Here is a 17,809-nt window from a genome sequence, read left to right as displayed (position 1 = left end):
TCCGACCGTTTTCAAAACATAGGTGTTTTGAAAACGAATCATGCATGTTTCTTCCTCAAAACACCTATGTTTTGAAACCAAGACGAAGGTGTGTAGAAATACAATAGATATAACTTAGGCATGGATTACATGAAAAAAATAAATTTATCTATGTAATCCGTGCCTAAAAGATCATGACAAAGGAGTTTTAACACATTTACGTTCTCTTTATTTATCATTTTACTTTTCTGGTTTCAACACCACTCCCAAACTCTTCTTGCCGTCCATCTTGATTACGACCGGTTTATCGAAACGGACATGGCGAAGGTATTCGGTTTCCTCCACCGCTGGTAAGGAATTCAGATATCCCTCATCAAACCAGCCATCACCCTTAAACGGGTTGATCGTAAAGTAACCGACACCAAACGAAGTCAGATTTTGGAAAAAATGCGTTCCCTGGCTCGGATCGACACGATAATTCTCCAGCCCGCATTCCACTATAACACGTGCATTGCTGATATGAGGCCATTTCACCGGAATGCCCAGCCAGGAGTCACTACTTCCCCAACGACCAGGACCAACCAAAACATAATTCTTTTCTTCTCCTGTGAACTGGCGGTTCATCTTCTCGATATCATAGGCTATCGACTGGTTGTTGGAGGAACAGAAAGCACCGGTCTTTACATATATAATATCCTGCACATCCGTCACAATGCCATGTCCCAAAACGCTTGTCGATGTAAGTATTGTATCCTCTTGTTCCACAAGCGTCAGGTCTTCTTCCATTACCTCCTTGTTATCCACGATCGGGCGAACTTGCAACAGATAGAATGTAGCGAAACCGGGATTCTGCGGATCTATATTTACCGCAAACTCAATCTCGATAGGCCGCCCCATCTCATCCTGTCCGACATGCAGTATCTGATCGAGCGTATCGGCCAACGGAAAAACCTCATGTTGAAGAACATTCACAAAAGACAATATCTTACGCCCGCCAGGATAGTAACCGTCACGAATAACCTGATCATAAGGATCGTATGTCGAAACAATAAACTTCAGAGAACCGTCCGCATCCGCGTCTTTCAGATTTAGACGAAGCAAATTAAACGAATCATCCACAGAAAACTGATCTGCCAGATTCTTCAAGTCAAGTGCATAAAAACGAGTTTGAGTCTCACGGAGCGCAAAGTCCATCGTACTCATCTGCAAAATATTGTGCGGATGACGAGGAGAGAAACGTAAAGTCTGCCCTCCGTCTACGATATATTTTCCAAGCCCCAAAGCAATATTGGCAATTCCGTCTTCCGCCTTTTCATTTCCAATCGGGTAGAAATTCAACGAACGTGCGACACCAGAGATAGTAGGATAGAAACGGTCATTATACCGGTTCCCTACTACTTCCTGTAGAACGATCGCCATCTTTTCCTGGTCGATAAGGTTCGATGTCGCCGTCATATATGCCTTGCTGTCACGATAAAAGACAGAAGCGTAGACTGCTTTGATCGCGTCGCTTAACGTACGGAGCATATCATATTTATCTTCCAGCTTGGGTACCATGTAAGTAGAATAAATCCCAGCGAACGGTTGATAATGGGAATCTTCCAGAAGACTAGACGAACGGACGGCAATCGGACTTTTGACAACATCGAAAAACGCCATCAGGTCTTCAATCAGACGGGCGGGAAGGCTGGCACGCAGGAAATATTTCAGGATCGTTTCGTCATCCACTTCACTCAGTACGACCGGATACAGTTCGTTTGTCTCCATAAATTCGTCGAAGATGTCTGTACAGATCACGACCGTCTTCGGAATGGTCACAGCAAAGTGATCGTGTTCCAACTTGGGATAACGCTTTACCATCGCCCCAATAAACGCCAGGCCCCTGCCCTTTCCTCCCAGCGAACCGTCGCCTATACGGGCAAAGTTACTATATTCGTCGAAGCGCTCCTTCTGATAGACTGCAACAACACCGGAATTCTTCATCCGACGGTACTGCACGATCAAGTCGAAAATCAACTTGCGCGCCTCATCCATATCCTTGTAGTCGCTCACATCCACACGCTTCAACACCTCTGCCGGCGGAAACATGGCACGGGAATAGAAGAAGCGGGAAAAATGGTTACGACTCAGATGATAAACCAGCGAATCGTCCGGTATCTGAAAGACCTTCTTTTGCAAATCCTTCAAGTCCTTGATGCGCATGATCTCCTCCTTCGTCTGTGGATTCAGGATGACGAAATCGCCGAAACCAAAACGCTGCATGATCTTCTTCCTCAGATCCTGCGGATAACTCTTGGAATTTTTGTCGATAAAGGAAGCTCCCAGTTCTTTCGCATACACTTTGTTGCTTGCCTCCGACGATTCCAAGACAAAAGGGATGATCAGGCCGGTCTTCCGCACATACTGCCCGAACTTGTATCCGGCGTAAGGATCTTTCACTCCGTCGTGCATGAAGCTCATGTCCGAGATGATCCCCAGCATATTATCGCGGTACTGGTTGAAGATGCGGACAGCCTCCTCATAGGTACGCGCCAACTTGATCTTGGGACGCCCACGCATACGAAGTGTACGCTGATGGTCGTTCAACGCCTCTTTAGCAAACATCTGGCTCTGTTCCAATACAAATTTATACAGATGCGGCAAAGCCGAAGAATAGAAACGGACGGAATCTTCCACCAACAAGATAATCTGCACACCGACACTGGCCGTATCGTCCGGCGCATTCATCTTGTCCTCGATCAGCTTGATTATGGCGAGCAACAGCTCCGCATTTCCCAACCAGCTGAACACATAGTCGATCGCACTCAAATCTTCATTGGCAATCCGCTTGGATACCTCTTTCGAGAATGGGGTGAGGACTACGATCGGTATATTGGGGTAATGAATCTTGATCTCCGTCGCCGCCGCAAAGATATCGCGGTTATCCATATTCGGCATGCAGATGATCAGTTCGAAGTTACGGTCTTTCAACTCAGTCAGTGCCTCCTCCTCTGTCGTCACCTGTGTGAAACGAGGCGGGTAACGAAGGCTTAGTGACGTATATTCGTTGAATATCTGCTCGTCCACCCGCCCATCGTCCTCCAGCATGAAGGCATCGTATTTAGTAGCGATAAGCAATACATTATATATACGCTTATTCATTAGATTGGCGAATGATGTGTCTTTAAACACAAGGTTCTTAAAGTCCGGTATTCCGCTCATAATGATTCGATAGAATTAACGGCCTCAAATGTAAGGAAAAAAACAATCAACCGAAAGCATGTGACAAGATTTGAGCAAGTGGCACATCCGTTCCCTCAGCATGGCACAGACGTTTCCTTAGCATGGCACAAGCATTTCACCTATATGGCACAAACGTTTCACAGCAAGGAAACGGCTGTGCCAACAGCACCACACATTTCCTGGCACAAAGTGAAACCGGAATCCCATCCGTAGGAATCCGGATTTTCACTTAAAGAACATTGTTCAAAAACATAAAAAGAACTATCAAAAAGTAAGCAAAACATTTTGTCAACCCAGGCTATTCCCTATATTTGCAAACAGAATGTTATCTTAAAAAGAAATTATATACTATGAAGACAGAAGTAATCTTATCAGCACTGGAAGCAAAACATCCGGGCGAAAAGGAGTATTTGCAAGCAGTAAAAGAAGTTCTTCTTTCAATTGAAGAAGTGTACAACCAGCATCCCGAATTCGAGAAAGCTAAAATCATCGAACGATTGGTTGAACCGGAACGTATTTTCACCTTCCGTGTGCCCTGGGTAGACGACAAAGGGGAAATACAAGTCAACTTGGGATATCGTGTGCAATTCAACAACGCGATCGGCCCGTACAAGGGCGGCATCCGCTTCCATCCTTCTGTCAACCTGTCCATCCTGAAGTTCTTAGGATTCGAACAGACTTTCAAAAACGCTTTGACAACATTGCCGATGGGCGGTGGTAAAGGAGGATCCGACTTTGCTCCTCGCGGAAAAAGTGATGCGGAGATCATGCGTTTCTGCCAGGCATTCATCCTCGAATTATGGCGTAACCTCGGACCGGACCGCGATGTTCCGGCGGGTGACATCGGCGTAGGAGGACGTGAAGTCGGTTATATGTATGGCATGTATAAGAAACTGGCTCGCGAAAACACCGGTACGTTCACAGGTAAAGGTATGGAATTCGGCGGCTCTATCCTCCGTCCCGAAGCAACCGGTTTCGGTGCCCTCTACTTCGTTCACCAAATGTTGGAAACTCATGGTATAGATATTAAAGGTAAGACTGTTGCTATCTCCGGTTTCGGAAACGTCGCTTGGGGAGCTGCCACAAAGGCTACCGAACTGGGTGCAAAAGTCGTCACGATCTCCGGCCCGGACGGCTATATCTATGATCCGGACGGCATTTCCGAAAAAAAGATCGATTATATGCTGGAACTGCGTAACTCAGGTAATGATATTGTAGCTCCTTACGCCGAAGAATTCCCCGGTTCGACCTTCTATCCCGGCAAGAAACCCTGGGAACAGAAAGTGGATATCGCACTGCCTTGTGCCACCCAGAACGAACTGGACGCAGACGATGCACGCAAGCTGATCGAGAACAAGACATCATGCGTAGCCGAAGTATCCAACATGGGATGTACAGCTGAAGCTGTCGACCTGTTCATCGAGCATAAACAACTTTTTGCACCGGGCAAGGCTGTCAACGCTGGCGGTGTCGCCACTTCCGGCCTGGAAATGACTCAGAACGCCATGCATATTTCGTGGACAGCTGCCGAAGTCGATGACAAATTGCATCAGATCATGAGCGCTATCCACCAACAATGTGTCGAACATGGAACAGAGGATCAATATATCAACTATGTGAAAGGTGCGAACATTGCAGGCTTCATGAAAGTGGCCAAAGCAATGATGGCGCAAGGTATCGTATAGATCGATGTGTATTCAATATACATAGAGAAGTGTGTCTATGAGAAGGGGGATGCCTGTAATTGCAGGCATCCTTTTTTGTATCAATGAACTTTACCCGGATTCTTCGCGATAAAGTCCTTCCATCCGGTATATTTCTTTTCCTGTATCGGATTATTCGTCTGGAAATAATGGCAAACGGCAGCTGCCAATCCATCTGTCGCATCCAATTGCGGCAACATGGATGCTTCCGGAATATGCAGGTAGCGCTGTAACATCCCGGCCACTTGTTCTTTTGCAGCATTCCCATTTCCGGTAATGGACATCTTGATCTTTAGCGGGGCATATTCAAATATCGGGATATCCCGTTCAAGTGCGGCAGCCATAGCGACTCCCTGTGCACGCCCCAATTTCAACATACTCTGTACGTTCTTCCCGAAAAACGGAGCTTCAATGGCCAGTTCGTCCGGATGATACTGATCGATAAGTCCCAAGACCCGCTCAAAAATCTTACGGAGCCGCAAATAATGATCCTCGTATTTATTCAATTGGAGTATCCCCATAGCTTCCAGTTTGGGTTTGTTTCCTTCAATCGTCAGCACTCCGTAACCCATCACAATCGTCCCAGGATCAATGCCCAATATGACACGGTCTTTCGTCATTTCTCCCAATCTATCTCTTCCAGTAAAGTACTAAAGCCGGCAATCTTATGACCGAAACGAGCAACCAATGCGCGGTGAAGGTTATTTCCTTCATTCTGCAACCAGAAATTCAACGTATCGACATTCTTAACATGAAACTGGACGGAGAAACTGATGCCTTCTCCTTCTTCAGCCTGCATCACACGTCGCAGGCATGGCCGCTGTAGGAAACCGCTCTCCACGGCTTTCGGGATATACTGTTTTTTCAGATAATCCAAACTTTCATCCAGAATATCTTTTTCTATATGGAACGTTGTATTATAAACAATCATCTTATTTTTTATAAAAAATCTATGGCAAAGATAGTGGTTATATCAGGAAAAGCCCTATATTTGCGCTTGAAAATAAGTCATACGGGGCATTAGCTCATCTGGCTAGAGCGTCAGACTGGCAGTCTGAAGGTGATCGGTTCGAGTCCGATATGCTCCACAACCTTATGGTAAATAACAAAAAAGGCATTCATTTCTGAATGCCTTTTTTGTTATTTCTATCTTATTTCTTCGCAGTTGCCAACTCCGTTTCAATCGGATCGTCGTACTGTTCCTGCAATTTATTCAGTTCGGTTTTCAGACTGTCGATCAAGGCTTCATTGCCCGGTTCATTATAGATATTATGCATTTCCATCGGATCGTTTTGCAGATCATAAAGTTCCCACACATCGATATCATTATAGAAATGGATTAATTTATAGCGGTCGGTACGAACACCATAATGACGTTTTACTGCGTGTTCCGCCGGATACTCGTAAAAATGATAATATAAAGAAGTACGCCAATCTTTCGGCTTTTCACCTTTCAACAAAGGCAAATAAGAATCACCCTGGATATCTTCGGGAACAGGGACGCCCGCCACTTGAAGGAAAGTCGCTGCATGGTCGATATTCTGGACCATTTCGGGGATGTCGCCTTTAACACCGCCGGGAAAACGAACCAACATCGGTGTACGGAAAGATTCTTCATACATGAAACGTTTGTCGAACCAGCCATGTTCACCCATATAGAATCCCTGGTCGGAAGTATAAACGATAATAGTATTTTCCAATAAACCGCTTTTCTCCATATAATCCAACACACGCCCCACATTACGGTCTACGGAATGGATCACACGCATATAATCGTGCATGTACTGTTGGTATTTCCATTCAGCCAACGCCTTCCCCGTCAACTTCTGTTCCTTGAATTTCTTAATAATAGGATCATAATGTTTGTCCCAAGCTGCCTTTTGAGCCGGAGTCATCCGGTTATATAAATTACGGCCATTTTCTTCAAGGCCGGTAGTCGTATGGATCTCATTTTCCTTATCTGCCATCTTCAAGTCATAGACGAGATCCATATCCTTGATAATATTCATTTCCTGTTCGGATGCGGCAATACGCCCTTCATATTTGTCATAAAATGTTTCGGGAACCGGGTAAACGACATCTTCATACAAATCCAAATCACAGGTATCCGGCATCCAGGTACGATGGGGCGCTTTGTGGTGGAGCAAGAGACAGAAAGGTTTATTCTTATCACGTTTGTTATCCAGCCAGTCCAAAGCTAAATCCGTCGTGATGTTCGTAGCATAGCCTTCGATCTGCTTTTTCTCTCCGTTATCGATAAAGTACGGATTATAATAATCCCCCTGTCCGATCAAGATATTCCAGTAATCGAAACCGGTAGGATCGGATGTCAGATGCCATTTCCCTACAACTGCAGTCTGATAGCCGGCTTGTTGCAACAACTTCGGGAATGTCTGCTGGCTGCCGTCAAAACGTTTCGTATTGTCGGTAAAGCCATTCTTATGGCTATGCTTGCCCGTCAGCAAACAGGCACGACTGGGACCGCTTAAAGAGTTGGCGACGAAACTGTTCGTAAACCGTACGCCTTCATTAGCAATCCGGTCGATATTCGGAGTTTCGATAAAACGATGATCGTAAGCACTAACTGTCTGATAAGAATGATCATCGCACATGATATAGAGAATATTCATAGGCTTCTCCGACACCCCTTTTTTGTCCTTTTGGACACAGGCAGGAAGAGTTACGGCTACCAAACCTGTCAAAAGAAATAGTTGATTAGTTTTCATGATACATTATGTTTTTTGTCTGGATTTGGCAAAATTAAACAGAGCGAACGGAATAATCACTATCCGGACTAAAAAATATATAAAAAAGTCCCGAAACTTTATTCCGGGACTTTCCTTTACCTCTTACCTTTCTTATTTGTCATAATACGGCAATTTGTACGGATTTCTGTATTCGTACCAGTACAAACGATGTGATTCGGCTTCCCTATCGCCATTAAAGCTCAACGTTGCCGGATCCCAATGAACAGGACGTCCCAGTTCACGGGCAATGTTTTGCAAGCAGCAAAGCGTATTCGTACTACAACCGACTTCAACCGGAGCAATCGGATTCCGGCGTGAACGAACGCAATCGATAAAGTTCTGCATATGCGGAGAGCTTACTTCATATTCTCCCTTCCCGACTTTCTTTTCCTCTTTCGGCAACAAGGAAGGATCGGAACATTCGATATAACCGCGAGCGACTTTCAACCACCCCTTATCGCCGATAAACTTGATACCTTGCGCGTTGGCATTATCTTCACGATAAGGTTGTTCGGTCATCACGATACCATTAGCATATTTCATCGTCGCATATTCTGTGCCTTCATATCCTTTCGGGATAAACTCTACTGGACCGGAGCCGTCCATACCGATGGCCGCCTGTGCAATATCGAACATATGAGCCCCCCAATCGGCTGTATATCCGTTTCCGGTTTCCTGATACCAGCGCCATGCCCCCCACAACTTCTCGTTCTGTTCGGGTTCAAGAGAGATAGGAGGACAAAGATCAGGATGATAATGAATCTTCGGATCGTTCAACGGTCCCATCCACTGATTGAAATTCAGATTACCGGGGACATCCATTTCCGGCAAGTCCAATGGCTTGGGGGGTTCGCCGACACGGGCGTATATCTTTTCGATATGGCCGATCTTACCGGCACGAACCAACGCAATCGCATCCTGAAACTCCTTACTCGAACGCTGCTGGCTACCGATCTGAAAAACCCGATTATTATCGCGTACGGCACGAGCAACAGCCAGACCTTCCGTAATCGTATAAGCCAACGGCTTCTGGCAATAAACATCCTTACCGCTCTGACAAGCATGGATAGCAACCAATGCATGCCAGTGGTCAGGTGTTGCCACTTCAATCACGTCGATATCCTTACGGTCCAGCACATCTTCATAAAATTCATACATATCGCAACGGGGAGCTACATTCAGAGACTTCTGCCAAGCCTCGACACGACGTTTGAAACGTTCACGTTTCAAGGAATCCACGTCACAACAGGCAGCGACCTGCACCCCAGGACAAGTAGAGAAACTCTTAAAATCGGATAAACCTTGTTGCCCTAATCCGACAAACCCTAAAACGACACGATCACTCGGTGCGATACGCACCCCATTTACAGCCCAGCTGGGCAGGATAGTCAAACTTGCCAATCCAAGAGCGGAAAGGCCGAGAAACTCTCGACGGGTTACACCCTTCTTAGTGTTTTCTTTCATGGTAATTCAAAATATATTGGACTAAAAAATTATTCGGACAAATATAGGTATTAAATATCAAAACAACACATCTATCCCATCTAATTTGAATGAATAGGGCCTCTTTTGGAAATCATTCTTGCGGGTAATATTTTTTAACATTCTATTTGATAGCAAATTTCCTGATTAAGGTATCAAAATGACAATAGAGGAAAGAAGGTAGAAAAAAGGGTTCTTTTGGTGTGATTGCCCTATAGAAAAGATGTCGTTTATTAAAAAAATTATGGCTTTCCATTTCATAATTATGAATCAGGAAAGCCATAACGATATATCAAAATACGTTTGTATCAGAAAGCGTAGCCGAAACCGACGTTCAGGTAAATCGGATACATGGCGAAAGTAATTGTATCGAAATCTTTCTGAAAGATATCATTCAATCCCCAAGTCAGGTCTGCATAGACATTCAAATGCTTAAAAGCACGCCATTCGGCACCTAACTGCGCACCCCATTGGAAGCGGCGAAGGTTTTTCGAGAAGTCATAAGGGGCATTTTTTCCATCGGCAAAAACGACCTTATTACCGGTAGGATCACCTTCGCGCAAATAACCATCATACACGTTTCCGGAAAAATCACCCTCCAACATATAGGCAAAATACGGTCCCAGATTCATACTGAAGCGACGATTAAACTGATGAGTAGCCAAAACCGGAAAAGACAGATATGTATTCTTTACATTAGTCTTCACATATCCAGTCCAATTTCCTTTTATGCGTTCACCCCCTTCACCGATGATTTCCATTCCATAATTTTTCACATTGGCATTCGTTTTCATCCCTTTGCTATCCAAACGAATACCGATTCTCATTCCCCATTTTTTTTCTTGATCGAACCACTTTGTCACATTCCCCTCTATCGCAACAGCCATAGTAGGATTATACCCCGTTATATCACGAATCTCAACGGGCAATGGTATCGGAGCCGTTCCCCCTATGTTAAAGCCGGCTTTTACCTCATACTCCAAACCGATCAATGCAGAATTGATAATTCCCTTATTCCGGTCTTCTTGTCCAAAAACCGAAAACGTTACCAGCAGCAAGGCCAGTACACAAATTGATACAATATTCTTTCTCATCACAATAATCTTTTTTAATCTGCTGCATGAATCAGTTCCACTTCATCGATATGCAATGTACTGCCGACAGCACCTCTGAAATAATCCCCTTCAATACTGGAAGAAAAGACAATAGCCACATTATATTTACCAGCTTTCAGTTTATCTTTATCTACAGTTTTTCCAGTCTTTGTCACAAATGGCAAATAAAACTCCGTCCACTCATCCGTTTCCTTCCGGTCTTTCTCATCAATGCGAGCTATGGATATCAAATTAGGATGATCAAAACGGTTCGTTGCATCCAATGTTTTTGTCTTTTCATCTGTCTCGTAAAAGATTGCATAAATATCCCACGTATCCTTTTTATCTTTTACAATATTTCCATTCTCATCTTTATAAACTTCACCTGCCTTATACTTATAATACCCCTTCAAGTAGGTCGGTATATGCTCGAACGGAACTCCGAACATTGTTGCTTTCAATGGGTCGGTCAATGCGTTCCCTACACTAAACGTACCCATAAAAAGATTACCGGCAGCAATAGGCATACCCAACTTCGAACCGAAATCCCCTGTCGACTTTGTTTCCAACTTTACGCATTTGCCCATTTTTCCTTCCGCATAAGAAGAAGTCGGAAATGATGCCGGATCTTCCGTACCTGCACCAGTCAAAGCAAAACCGGTATTTCCACTGGCCCAATCCATTACCCATTTTCCCTCAGAATCATTCTCATAGAAAATATTATAAACATATTTCAAAAGCGAACTCTTGTAATCCTTTACATTCTCAAAATGATATTCCGAGCTAATTCCGGCAATAATATAAGTAACTTGATATTCTTTCTTCCAATTTCCATCTTCAGAAGTTACCGTATAAAATTGCGGAGTCGTAAAGTCACGTTCGGTCCCGCTGGCCGGAGAAATGGTTGCACCGGGAGTCAATGTAAATTCAGGTGCCTGATGTGTCAAATCGGCATCGGCCGTTACCATCAATACTACCTTATTATTTTCTATAATTGGATCACGTTTCAAGATATCTCCCGGCACTGTACAAGTCAATATATCCGCTTCTGCATTCAACGCTTCGTCACGAATACACGAAACCAGCGTAATTCCCAGCAAAAGGCATACAATAAAATAAGTTACTCTAATCATCTTATGTCTGTTTTACAAATAATAGGTTTTCCTTAAAAAGCAAACCGGATACAAAAATACGCTCCTTTTCCCAAAAAGCCACCGTATTTATATTTTTATCACAGTTTTTATTGTATCGCTCACCTATTATTTATACATTTGGCTCAACAACTTATAATATCTAATTCATAAGACCATGACAACACGCAGAGATTTTATCCGGCAAGCGACCTTATTAGGAGCCGGACTTTCCATGAGTCCATTCTTTATCAACGCGACTCCTGGAAGTGTAGGAGCGAACGACAAAATACGCGTCGGACTAATTGGCTGTAAAGGAATGGGATTTTCAGACCTACAAGCCTTCCTCCGGAATCCGGAAGTCGAGTGTATCGCATTATGCGACATCGACGACGAAGTTCTCAACAGTCGCGCGGCTGAAACTCAAAAAATCACAGGCAAGAAAGTTAAAAACCTATATAAAGACTGGCGGAAACTGATCGATAACAAAGATATCGACGTTGTCATTGTCGGTACACCCGACCATTGGCACTGCCTGCAGATGGTAGCCGCCTGTGAAGCCGGTAAGGATGTTTATTGCGAAAAGCCGTTAGGCAACAGCATTGAAGAATGTAACATTATGGTTCGCGCCGCCGAGAAATACAACCGGGTTGTACAGGTAGGACAATGGCAACGCAGTGATCCGCACTGGCAGGATGCCATGGCATTCGTACACAGCGGGCAATTAGGCAAGATACGTACCGTCCGCGTGTTCTCGTATCAAGGTTGGTGTCCTTCCATCCCGGTCAAACCGGACGAACCCGTTCCCGCAGGAATCGACTATGACATGTGGCTGGGTCCGGCTCCCAAACGTCCGTTCAACCGTAACCGTTTCCATTTCACCTTCCGCTGGTTTTGGGATTATGCCGGCGGACTGATGACTGATTGGGGTGTGCATCTACTCGACTATGCACTATATGGAATGAACGTTACAGCCCCCAACTCTATCATGGCTTCGGGAGGCAAATTCGGATATCCGGATGACGCCTGCGAAACACCGGACTTGCTTCAAACAATTTATACATTCGATGACTTCACCGTCATGTGGGATCATGCAATCGGTATCGACGACGGAGCTTACGGGCGCAATCACGGCCTGGGATTTGTCGGAGAAAACGGAACACTGGTTGTCGATCGCAGTGGCTGGGAAGTAATCCCCGAAAAGGTAAGCGGCAAAGCCCGCATGGAAGCGGTTCCATTGAAGAAAGCATATGGTGAAGGCGGTTTGAACCTGCATGTCAAGAACCATCTGGAATGTATCAAATCGCGCAACCGCAACTGTAATGCCAGTATCGAAATCGGCGCCCATATCGCCAAGTTCTCCCAATTAGGCAACATCGCCTACCGTACCGGCAAGAAACTGACTTGGGACGGAAAGAGTTTCCATGACGCAGAAGCAGACAAATATTTATGCAAGGAATACAGGACACCTTGGGAGTTACCGAAGATTTAAACCAAAAGGGGTTGTGTCAAATACAGGCACAACCTTTTTTATACAATAACTTGCTCACGTAATGGATTATCTATACTTTTGCTTGAACGAAAAATCAGAATAGGAACAGATTATGAAGATAACAATAGAAAACGGGAAAGAAACAGTCATCAATCTTTCCGGACAATTGGATACGTTAACCTCCGTCGATCTTGAAAAAGAGATCGCTCCCATCCTGCAGGGGGAAGCGCAAACGGTAGTGCTCGACGGTGCGGAACTGACCTACATCAGCAGTGCCGGACTCCGCCTGCTCCTTACACTGCAAAAAGGGATGAAGAACAAAGGAGGCTCTTTCCGGCTGAAGAATATTCAGAATGAGATTATGGAAATCCTGAATATCACCGGATTCTCTCACATCCTCACGATCGAATAACAAGTATCTTTATTCCGGCAGATGACAAATACGCTACATATAAAGAATGAGCTGAAACAGCTAACCCGTCTATACGCGTTTCTGGACCAGCAAGCCGGTACTTATGAACTGGGAGAACTACAGTCGATGCAAATCAAACTGGCACTCGAAGAAGCCGTGACCAACGTCATCCAGTATGCCTATCCCGACAAAAAAGACCAGGACATCCGTATCGACATGAGCTACGAGAACAAACGGCTGACAATCGTCATAACCGATACCGGCATCAGTTTCAACCCTCTCGAAAGACAGGAGCCGGACCTTACTCTCTCATTGGAAGAACGCCCGACAGGCGGCCTCGGAATTTATCTGGTCAAGCAACTGATGACGGAAGTCAGCTATAGTCGTTCAGCCGGGAAAAATATACTCACAATGGCAAAAGACATTTGTTGATATGGCAGACTTCGACATTAGAGATATAGCAGCGCTCAAAGTAAAGCTGCAAATCATAGAGAAGCTCGTATTGGCCGACTGGATCTTGATTATCCTGTCGATGTATTACGACTGGGGAGGATGGATCACCTGCCTGATCGTTATTCAAATCATCCTGTATATCTACAAATCGAAACTGCGCAAACAACTGAAACAGAAAGAGTATCTCGCCAAAGTGGTAGAAGAGCGAACAATCGAACTCCGTATCCAGCGCGACCAAGTGCTGAATGAATCCAAGAAACTATCCGACGCCCTCGACGCTCTGGCGAAAGCACAGGACGAACTGGTCCGCAAGGAAAAACTGGCTACTGTCGGACAATTGACGCAAGGGTTGGTCGACCGCATCCTGAACCCGATCAACTACATCAACAACTTTGCCGGCCTTTCCGCCAATCTGATCAAAGACTTGAAAGAAAACATTACGGACCAGCAGGCGATCATGTCAAAAGAGAACTACGCCGACAGCATCGAGATTCTCGATATGATCAACAGCAACTTGCAGAAGATAAACGAACACGGCTGCAACACTGTCCGGATCGTCAAAGCAATGGAAGAATTGTTAAAAGACCGTCACGGCGACGTCACTCCAACGGACATCTGCAACCTCTGCAAAGTGAACGTAGACGTGATCCGCAAGCAGTTCAAAGAAGACATTGAGAATAAGCAGATACAGATAGAACTCGACTGTCCGGCAGAACCCACGACCGCAGAGATCAACATTGAGCAGATGAACAAAGTGATGCTCAACCTACTCAAGAACAGCCTTTACGCATTGCTGAAAAAGTTACAGAAAAAGGACTTCACGCCAATCATCAACATACACGTAGAAAAGAGACTGAACGGGACAATTTTTCTCAGCATCCGCGATAACGGCATCGGCATCGAGGACAACATCAAAGCCAAGATATTCGAACCGTTCTTCACCACGAAGCCCACTGCCGAGGCTGCGGGTGTCGGTTTGTACCTCTGTCGTGAAGTCATCCTGAACCACCAAGGGTCCATCATCGTAAAAAGTGAAAAGGATAACTTTACCGAGTTTATGATTACGATTCCTATTTATCAAAAAAGCAACAACAATGAATGAGGACAGTATGAAAGAGTTAGAACGTCTGAGAAAACAGATCAGCCAACAGGAAAAGATGGCTTCACTCGGACTGTTGAGCGCAGGTATCGCACATGAGATACAGAACCCGCTCAACTTCGTGATCAACTTCAGCAAACTATCATGTAAGTTGCTGCAAGATATGGAAGACGTATTGGACGAACTGGAAAGCAAGCTCTCTGCCGAGGTGGACGAGGAGATTAGGGAAATCATGGACGACCTCAAAAGCAACATGTGCAAGATCGAGGAAAACGGCAACCGGGCATCAAGTATCGTCCGAGGCATCCTGCTCTATTCCCGCGGCAAAGACGATGAATATATAGCGACCGACCTCTGCCAGCTGACAAAAGAATATGTATGGCTTTCCTACCATGCTGTCCGCGCCAATAACAAGAGCTTCAATGTTACCATCATAGAAGAATACGACAATACACTCCCGTTGGTCAAAGTAATCCCGCAGGACTTCAGCCGCGCTGTTCTCAACCTGATGAACAACGCCTGTTATGCTGTCTTCAGCAAATCCAAAGGTGTCGCTGAAAATCCTTATAGTCCGACCATCAAGGTAAGACTGGCAAAAGACAGCGACCGGGTACGGTTGGTTATCGAAGACAACGGCCCGGGAATCACGAAGGAGGTCAAAGAGAAACTTTATACGCCGTTCTTCACCACCAAACCGGTCGGAGAAGGAACCGGTCTCGGCCTCTCTATCACCAAGTCGATCATCGAACAAAAACATAACGGAACGATCGAGATGGAATCGGAGCCGAACGAATTCACCCGTTTCACAATCACCATTCCGATTAAATAATCAGAGAAACAACGCTACTATGGCTATAAAAATATTAAGTGTAGACGACGAACTTGACCTGGAAATATTGCTGACTCAATATTTCCGGCGCAAAATAAAGAAAGGTGAATACGAATTCCATTTCGCCCACAACGGACTGGAAGCACTCCAAATGCTGCTTGCCATGCCGGACTTCGACGTGATCCTGAGCGATATCAACATGCCGGAAATGGACGGACTTACGTTACTCACAAAGATTAACGAGATGCGTAACCCTGCGCTAAAATGCATTATGGTATCGGCCTACGGCGATATGGAGAATATTCGTAGTGCCATGAATCAGGGAGCCTTCGACTTCACGACCAAGCCAATCAATCTCGAAGACCTCGAACGAACCATTGAAAAGGCAGCCGAGCAGATCGCTTTCATCAAGCAGGCACAAAGGGAACACACACAATTGGAATCCATCCAGAACGACCTGCATGTCGCCCAGGAAATCCAGCAAACAATCCTGCCCAAGACATTCCCTCCGTTTCCGGAGTTGAAATCGTTCGACTTGTATGCCTATATGAACGCAGCCAAATATGTAGGAGGGGATTTTTATGATTTCTTCCGCATCGACCAGGACCGCTTGGGCTTCGTCATTGCCGATGTGTCGGGCAAAGGTGTTCCCGCCGCAATCTTCATGGCTATCAGCCGGACTGTGATACGTGCCATCGCACTGACCGAAAACTCGGCTTCCATGTGTATGCAACGTTCCAACAACATTCTCTGCCAAGAAAGCGTAAACGACATGTTCGTGACCGTATTCTACGGTATCCTGAATATCCATACAGGCACCGTCACCTACAGTAATGCAGGGCACAACCCGCCTATCCTGATGAAAAAAGACGGTTCCGTTTCCAAAGTACCGTCCACTGGCGACATGATATTGGGGGCGATCAACGATGCCAGTTATCACGAAAAGGAACTGAAGATGTCACCCGGCGACAATCTCTTTCTCTATACCGATGGAGTAACAGAAGCGATGAATACGAAGCATGAATTATACAGCGAACAACGGCTGCTCGAAAACTGCCGGACACTTGCCGGAAAGAACCCGAAAGAGGTTGTGGAAAAGATAACCGAGACGGTTGGCGAATTTGTCGTCGGTGCTGTCCAATCGGACGATATTACATTGCTTTCGATCAGTTACAAAGGGTGACGAAAATGAATTGACCAAATTAAACGCACGAGTTACCAACTCATGAAAATGGATTCCCCCAAAAAATAAATATCCCAGCCTCCAATAGGAAGCCGGGATACTTATCTTTTTTATGTATAGAAATCTTGCTTACTTCAGCAAAGCATCGCGGATTCCCATGATCTCGGCATTAGCAGCACGAGCGCTCTGGATAGAAGCGACTTTTTCTTTCAGCGGAGCAATCGTTTCGCCTAACTGTTTCAAATCAGGATAGTAAGCAGCCAAATCGGCAACCACCTCTTCCAACATGCTGACACGTTTTTCCATATTTGTTGAAAGACCGGCAGAAGTAGCATCACCTTCTACAACCAATGTCGGATTGGCAATTAAACAAGCATATTCGGCAGAAGCAGCACCTAACATTTCAACTTCGGCATCTACTTTGTTTTCAGCAGCCATCTTTTCGATGATCTTGTCTTCCTGTGCGTTCAAGAAAGCCTGCAATTGTTCTTTAGTTGCATCTTTCGGAGCCTGTTCTTTCAGGATATCCAAAACAAACGACACATTCAGGTCTGTAGCCAACTTGGCTATTACGCCTTCCACTTCGGCTGTCGGCTTACCGATCGCTTTCAATACGTTATAATCAGCCATATACATACCCAATGCACGGGCTTTCTGTGTCGGTGTGCTCAATTCAGCAGCCTTGCCAACCGGCATCATATACTTGATATCACCCACATTTACTTTTACTTCACCTGTAGAAAGACGATAAGGAATATCAGAATCCGGCATATCCTTCAACAATTGAATTGTCTCTTGTTTCAACTCCTCAGTCAACAGATCTTTCGGAGCCTTACCTGCTATAACAGCAGCTTCTTCAGTCTTTTCAGCTTCTTCGCTTGTTTTCTTGGCTCCGTTGCAGGAAGTCATTCCAAACACTAATGCTGCTACGGCGAGCATGCTTAATACACTCTTTTTCATATTGTATAATTTAATAATTTATTA

The 17,809-nt window shown here is 45.1% G+C and carries 15 protein-coding genes and 1 tRNA gene; 8 read left to right on the top strand and 8 right to left on the bottom strand.

From position 1 onward, the window contains the following. Positions 1 to 219 precede the first annotated feature (219 nt). Complete coding sequence (locus KTG12_RS07385; RefSeq protein WP_216945422.1) at positions 220 to 3,180, bottom strand: PEP/pyruvate-binding domain-containing protein; 2,961 nt, start codon at positions 3,178 to 3,180, stop codon at positions 220 to 222. Positions 3,181 to 3,551: 371 nt separating this feature from the next. Here KTG12_RS07385 and gdhA point away from each other — a divergent pair, with 371 nt between their 5' ends. Then, positions 3,552 to 4,886 carry an NADP-specific glutamate dehydrogenase gene (gene gdhA, locus KTG12_RS07380; protein WP_138273208.1) on the top strand — a complete coding sequence of 445 codons (1,335 nt, stop codon included), beginning with the start codon at positions 3,552 to 3,554 and terminating at the stop codon, positions 4,884 to 4,886. A gap of 80 nt (positions 4,887 to 4,966) precedes the next feature. Here the strand turns inward: gdhA and ruvC are convergent, their stop codons facing one another. After that, positions 4,967 to 5,524 (bottom strand): crossover junction endodeoxyribonuclease RuvC, encoded by a 558-nt coding sequence (gene ruvC, locus KTG12_RS07375; RefSeq protein ID WP_005640695.1) that lies wholly within the window; start codon positions 5,522 to 5,524, stop codon positions 4,967 to 4,969. Beyond that, positions 5,521 to 5,835: a DUF4286 family protein gene (locus tag KTG12_RS07370; protein ID WP_005640693.1), complete on the bottom strand. Its 315-nt coding sequence runs from the start codon at positions 5,833 to 5,835 to the stop codon at positions 5,521 to 5,523. The genes ruvC and KTG12_RS07370 overlap by 4 nt, the downstream gene beginning before the upstream one ends. An 83-nt stretch (positions 5,836 to 5,918) precedes the next feature. On the opposite strand from KTG12_RS07370, the gene KTG12_RS07365 reads away from it, so the two are divergent. Continuing rightward, a tRNA-Ala gene (locus KTG12_RS07365) sits at positions 5,919 to 5,992 on the top strand. Positions 5,993 to 6,055: 63 nt separating this feature from the next. Here the strand turns inward: KTG12_RS07365 and KTG12_RS07360 are convergent. The 4 genes from KTG12_RS07360 to KTG12_RS07345 form a co-directional block, all read right to left on the bottom strand. Continuing rightward, positions 6,056 to 7,630 (bottom strand): sulfatase, encoded by a 1,575-nt coding sequence (locus KTG12_RS07360; protein ID WP_119215922.1) that lies wholly within the window; start codon positions 7,628 to 7,630, stop codon positions 6,056 to 6,058. A 132-nt stretch (positions 7,631 to 7,762) separates the two neighbouring features. Further along, on the bottom strand, positions 7,763 to 9,115 hold the full coding sequence (locus KTG12_RS07355) for a Gfo/Idh/MocA family protein (RefSeq protein WP_005640686.1): 1,353 nt from the start codon (positions 9,113 to 9,115) through the stop codon (positions 7,763 to 7,765). 326 nt (positions 9,116 to 9,441) lie between these two features. Beyond that, positions 9,442 to 10,227: a porin family protein gene (locus KTG12_RS07350; protein WP_005640685.1), complete on the bottom strand. Its 786-nt coding sequence runs from the start codon at positions 10,225 to 10,227 to the stop codon at positions 9,442 to 9,444. Positions 10,228 to 10,241: 14 nt separating this feature from the next. After that, on the bottom strand, positions 10,242 to 11,360 hold the full coding sequence (locus KTG12_RS07345; protein WP_005640683.1) for a PCMD domain-containing protein: 1,119 nt from the start codon (positions 11,358 to 11,360) through the stop codon (positions 10,242 to 10,244). Positions 11,361 to 11,535: 175 nt separating this feature from the next. On the opposite strand from KTG12_RS07345, the gene KTG12_RS07340 reads away from it, so the two are divergent. From KTG12_RS07340 to KTG12_RS07315, 6 genes are all read left to right on the top strand, one after another. Then, on the top strand, positions 11,536 to 12,849 hold the full coding sequence (locus KTG12_RS07340; RefSeq protein ID WP_005640681.1) for a Gfo/Idh/MocA family protein: 1,314 nt from the start codon (positions 11,536 to 11,538) through the stop codon (positions 12,847 to 12,849). Between the two features lie 112 nt (positions 12,850 to 12,961). Further along, entirely contained in the window at positions 12,962 to 13,261 is a 300-nt protein-coding gene (locus KTG12_RS07335; RefSeq protein ID WP_005640679.1) for an STAS domain-containing protein, read from the top strand. A gap of 21 nt (positions 13,262 to 13,282) precedes the next feature. Further along, positions 13,283 to 13,693 (top strand): ATP-binding protein, encoded by a 411-nt coding sequence (locus KTG12_RS07330; protein ID WP_005640677.1) that lies wholly within the window; start codon positions 13,283 to 13,285, stop codon positions 13,691 to 13,693. Between the two features lies 1 nt (position 13,694). Further along, entirely contained in the window at positions 13,695 to 14,816 is a 1,122-nt protein-coding gene (locus tag KTG12_RS07325) for a sensor histidine kinase (RefSeq protein ID WP_005640675.1), read from the top strand. Then, positions 14,809 to 15,642, top strand: coding sequence for a sensor histidine kinase (locus KTG12_RS07320; RefSeq protein WP_005640673.1), 834 nt, complete (start codon positions 14,809 to 14,811; stop codon positions 15,640 to 15,642). The genes KTG12_RS07325 and KTG12_RS07320 overlap by 8 nt, the downstream gene beginning before the upstream one ends. 19 nt (positions 15,643 to 15,661) lie before the next feature. Beyond that, on the top strand, positions 15,662 to 16,825 hold the full coding sequence (locus KTG12_RS07315) for a PP2C family protein-serine/threonine phosphatase (RefSeq protein WP_005640671.1): 1,164 nt from the start codon (positions 15,662 to 15,664) through the stop codon (positions 16,823 to 16,825). Between the two features lie 129 nt (positions 16,826 to 16,954). Here the strand turns inward: KTG12_RS07315 and KTG12_RS07310 are convergent, their stop codons facing one another. Beyond that, the gene (locus tag KTG12_RS07310; RefSeq protein ID WP_005640669.1) at positions 16,955 to 17,785 is read right to left on the bottom strand and encodes a hypothetical protein; all 831 of its coding nucleotides are present in this window, start codon (positions 17,783 to 17,785) and stop codon (positions 16,955 to 16,957) included. Between the last annotated feature and the right edge of the window lie 24 nt (positions 17,786 to 17,809).

Source organism: Parabacteroides sp. MSK.9.14 (genome assembly GCF_019041495.1).
GTDB classification, from domain to species: Bacteria; Bacteroidota; Bacteroidia; order Bacteroidales; family Tannerellaceae; genus Parabacteroides; species Parabacteroides merdae.
This window is presented reverse-complemented; position numbering and strand designations above follow the sequence as displayed.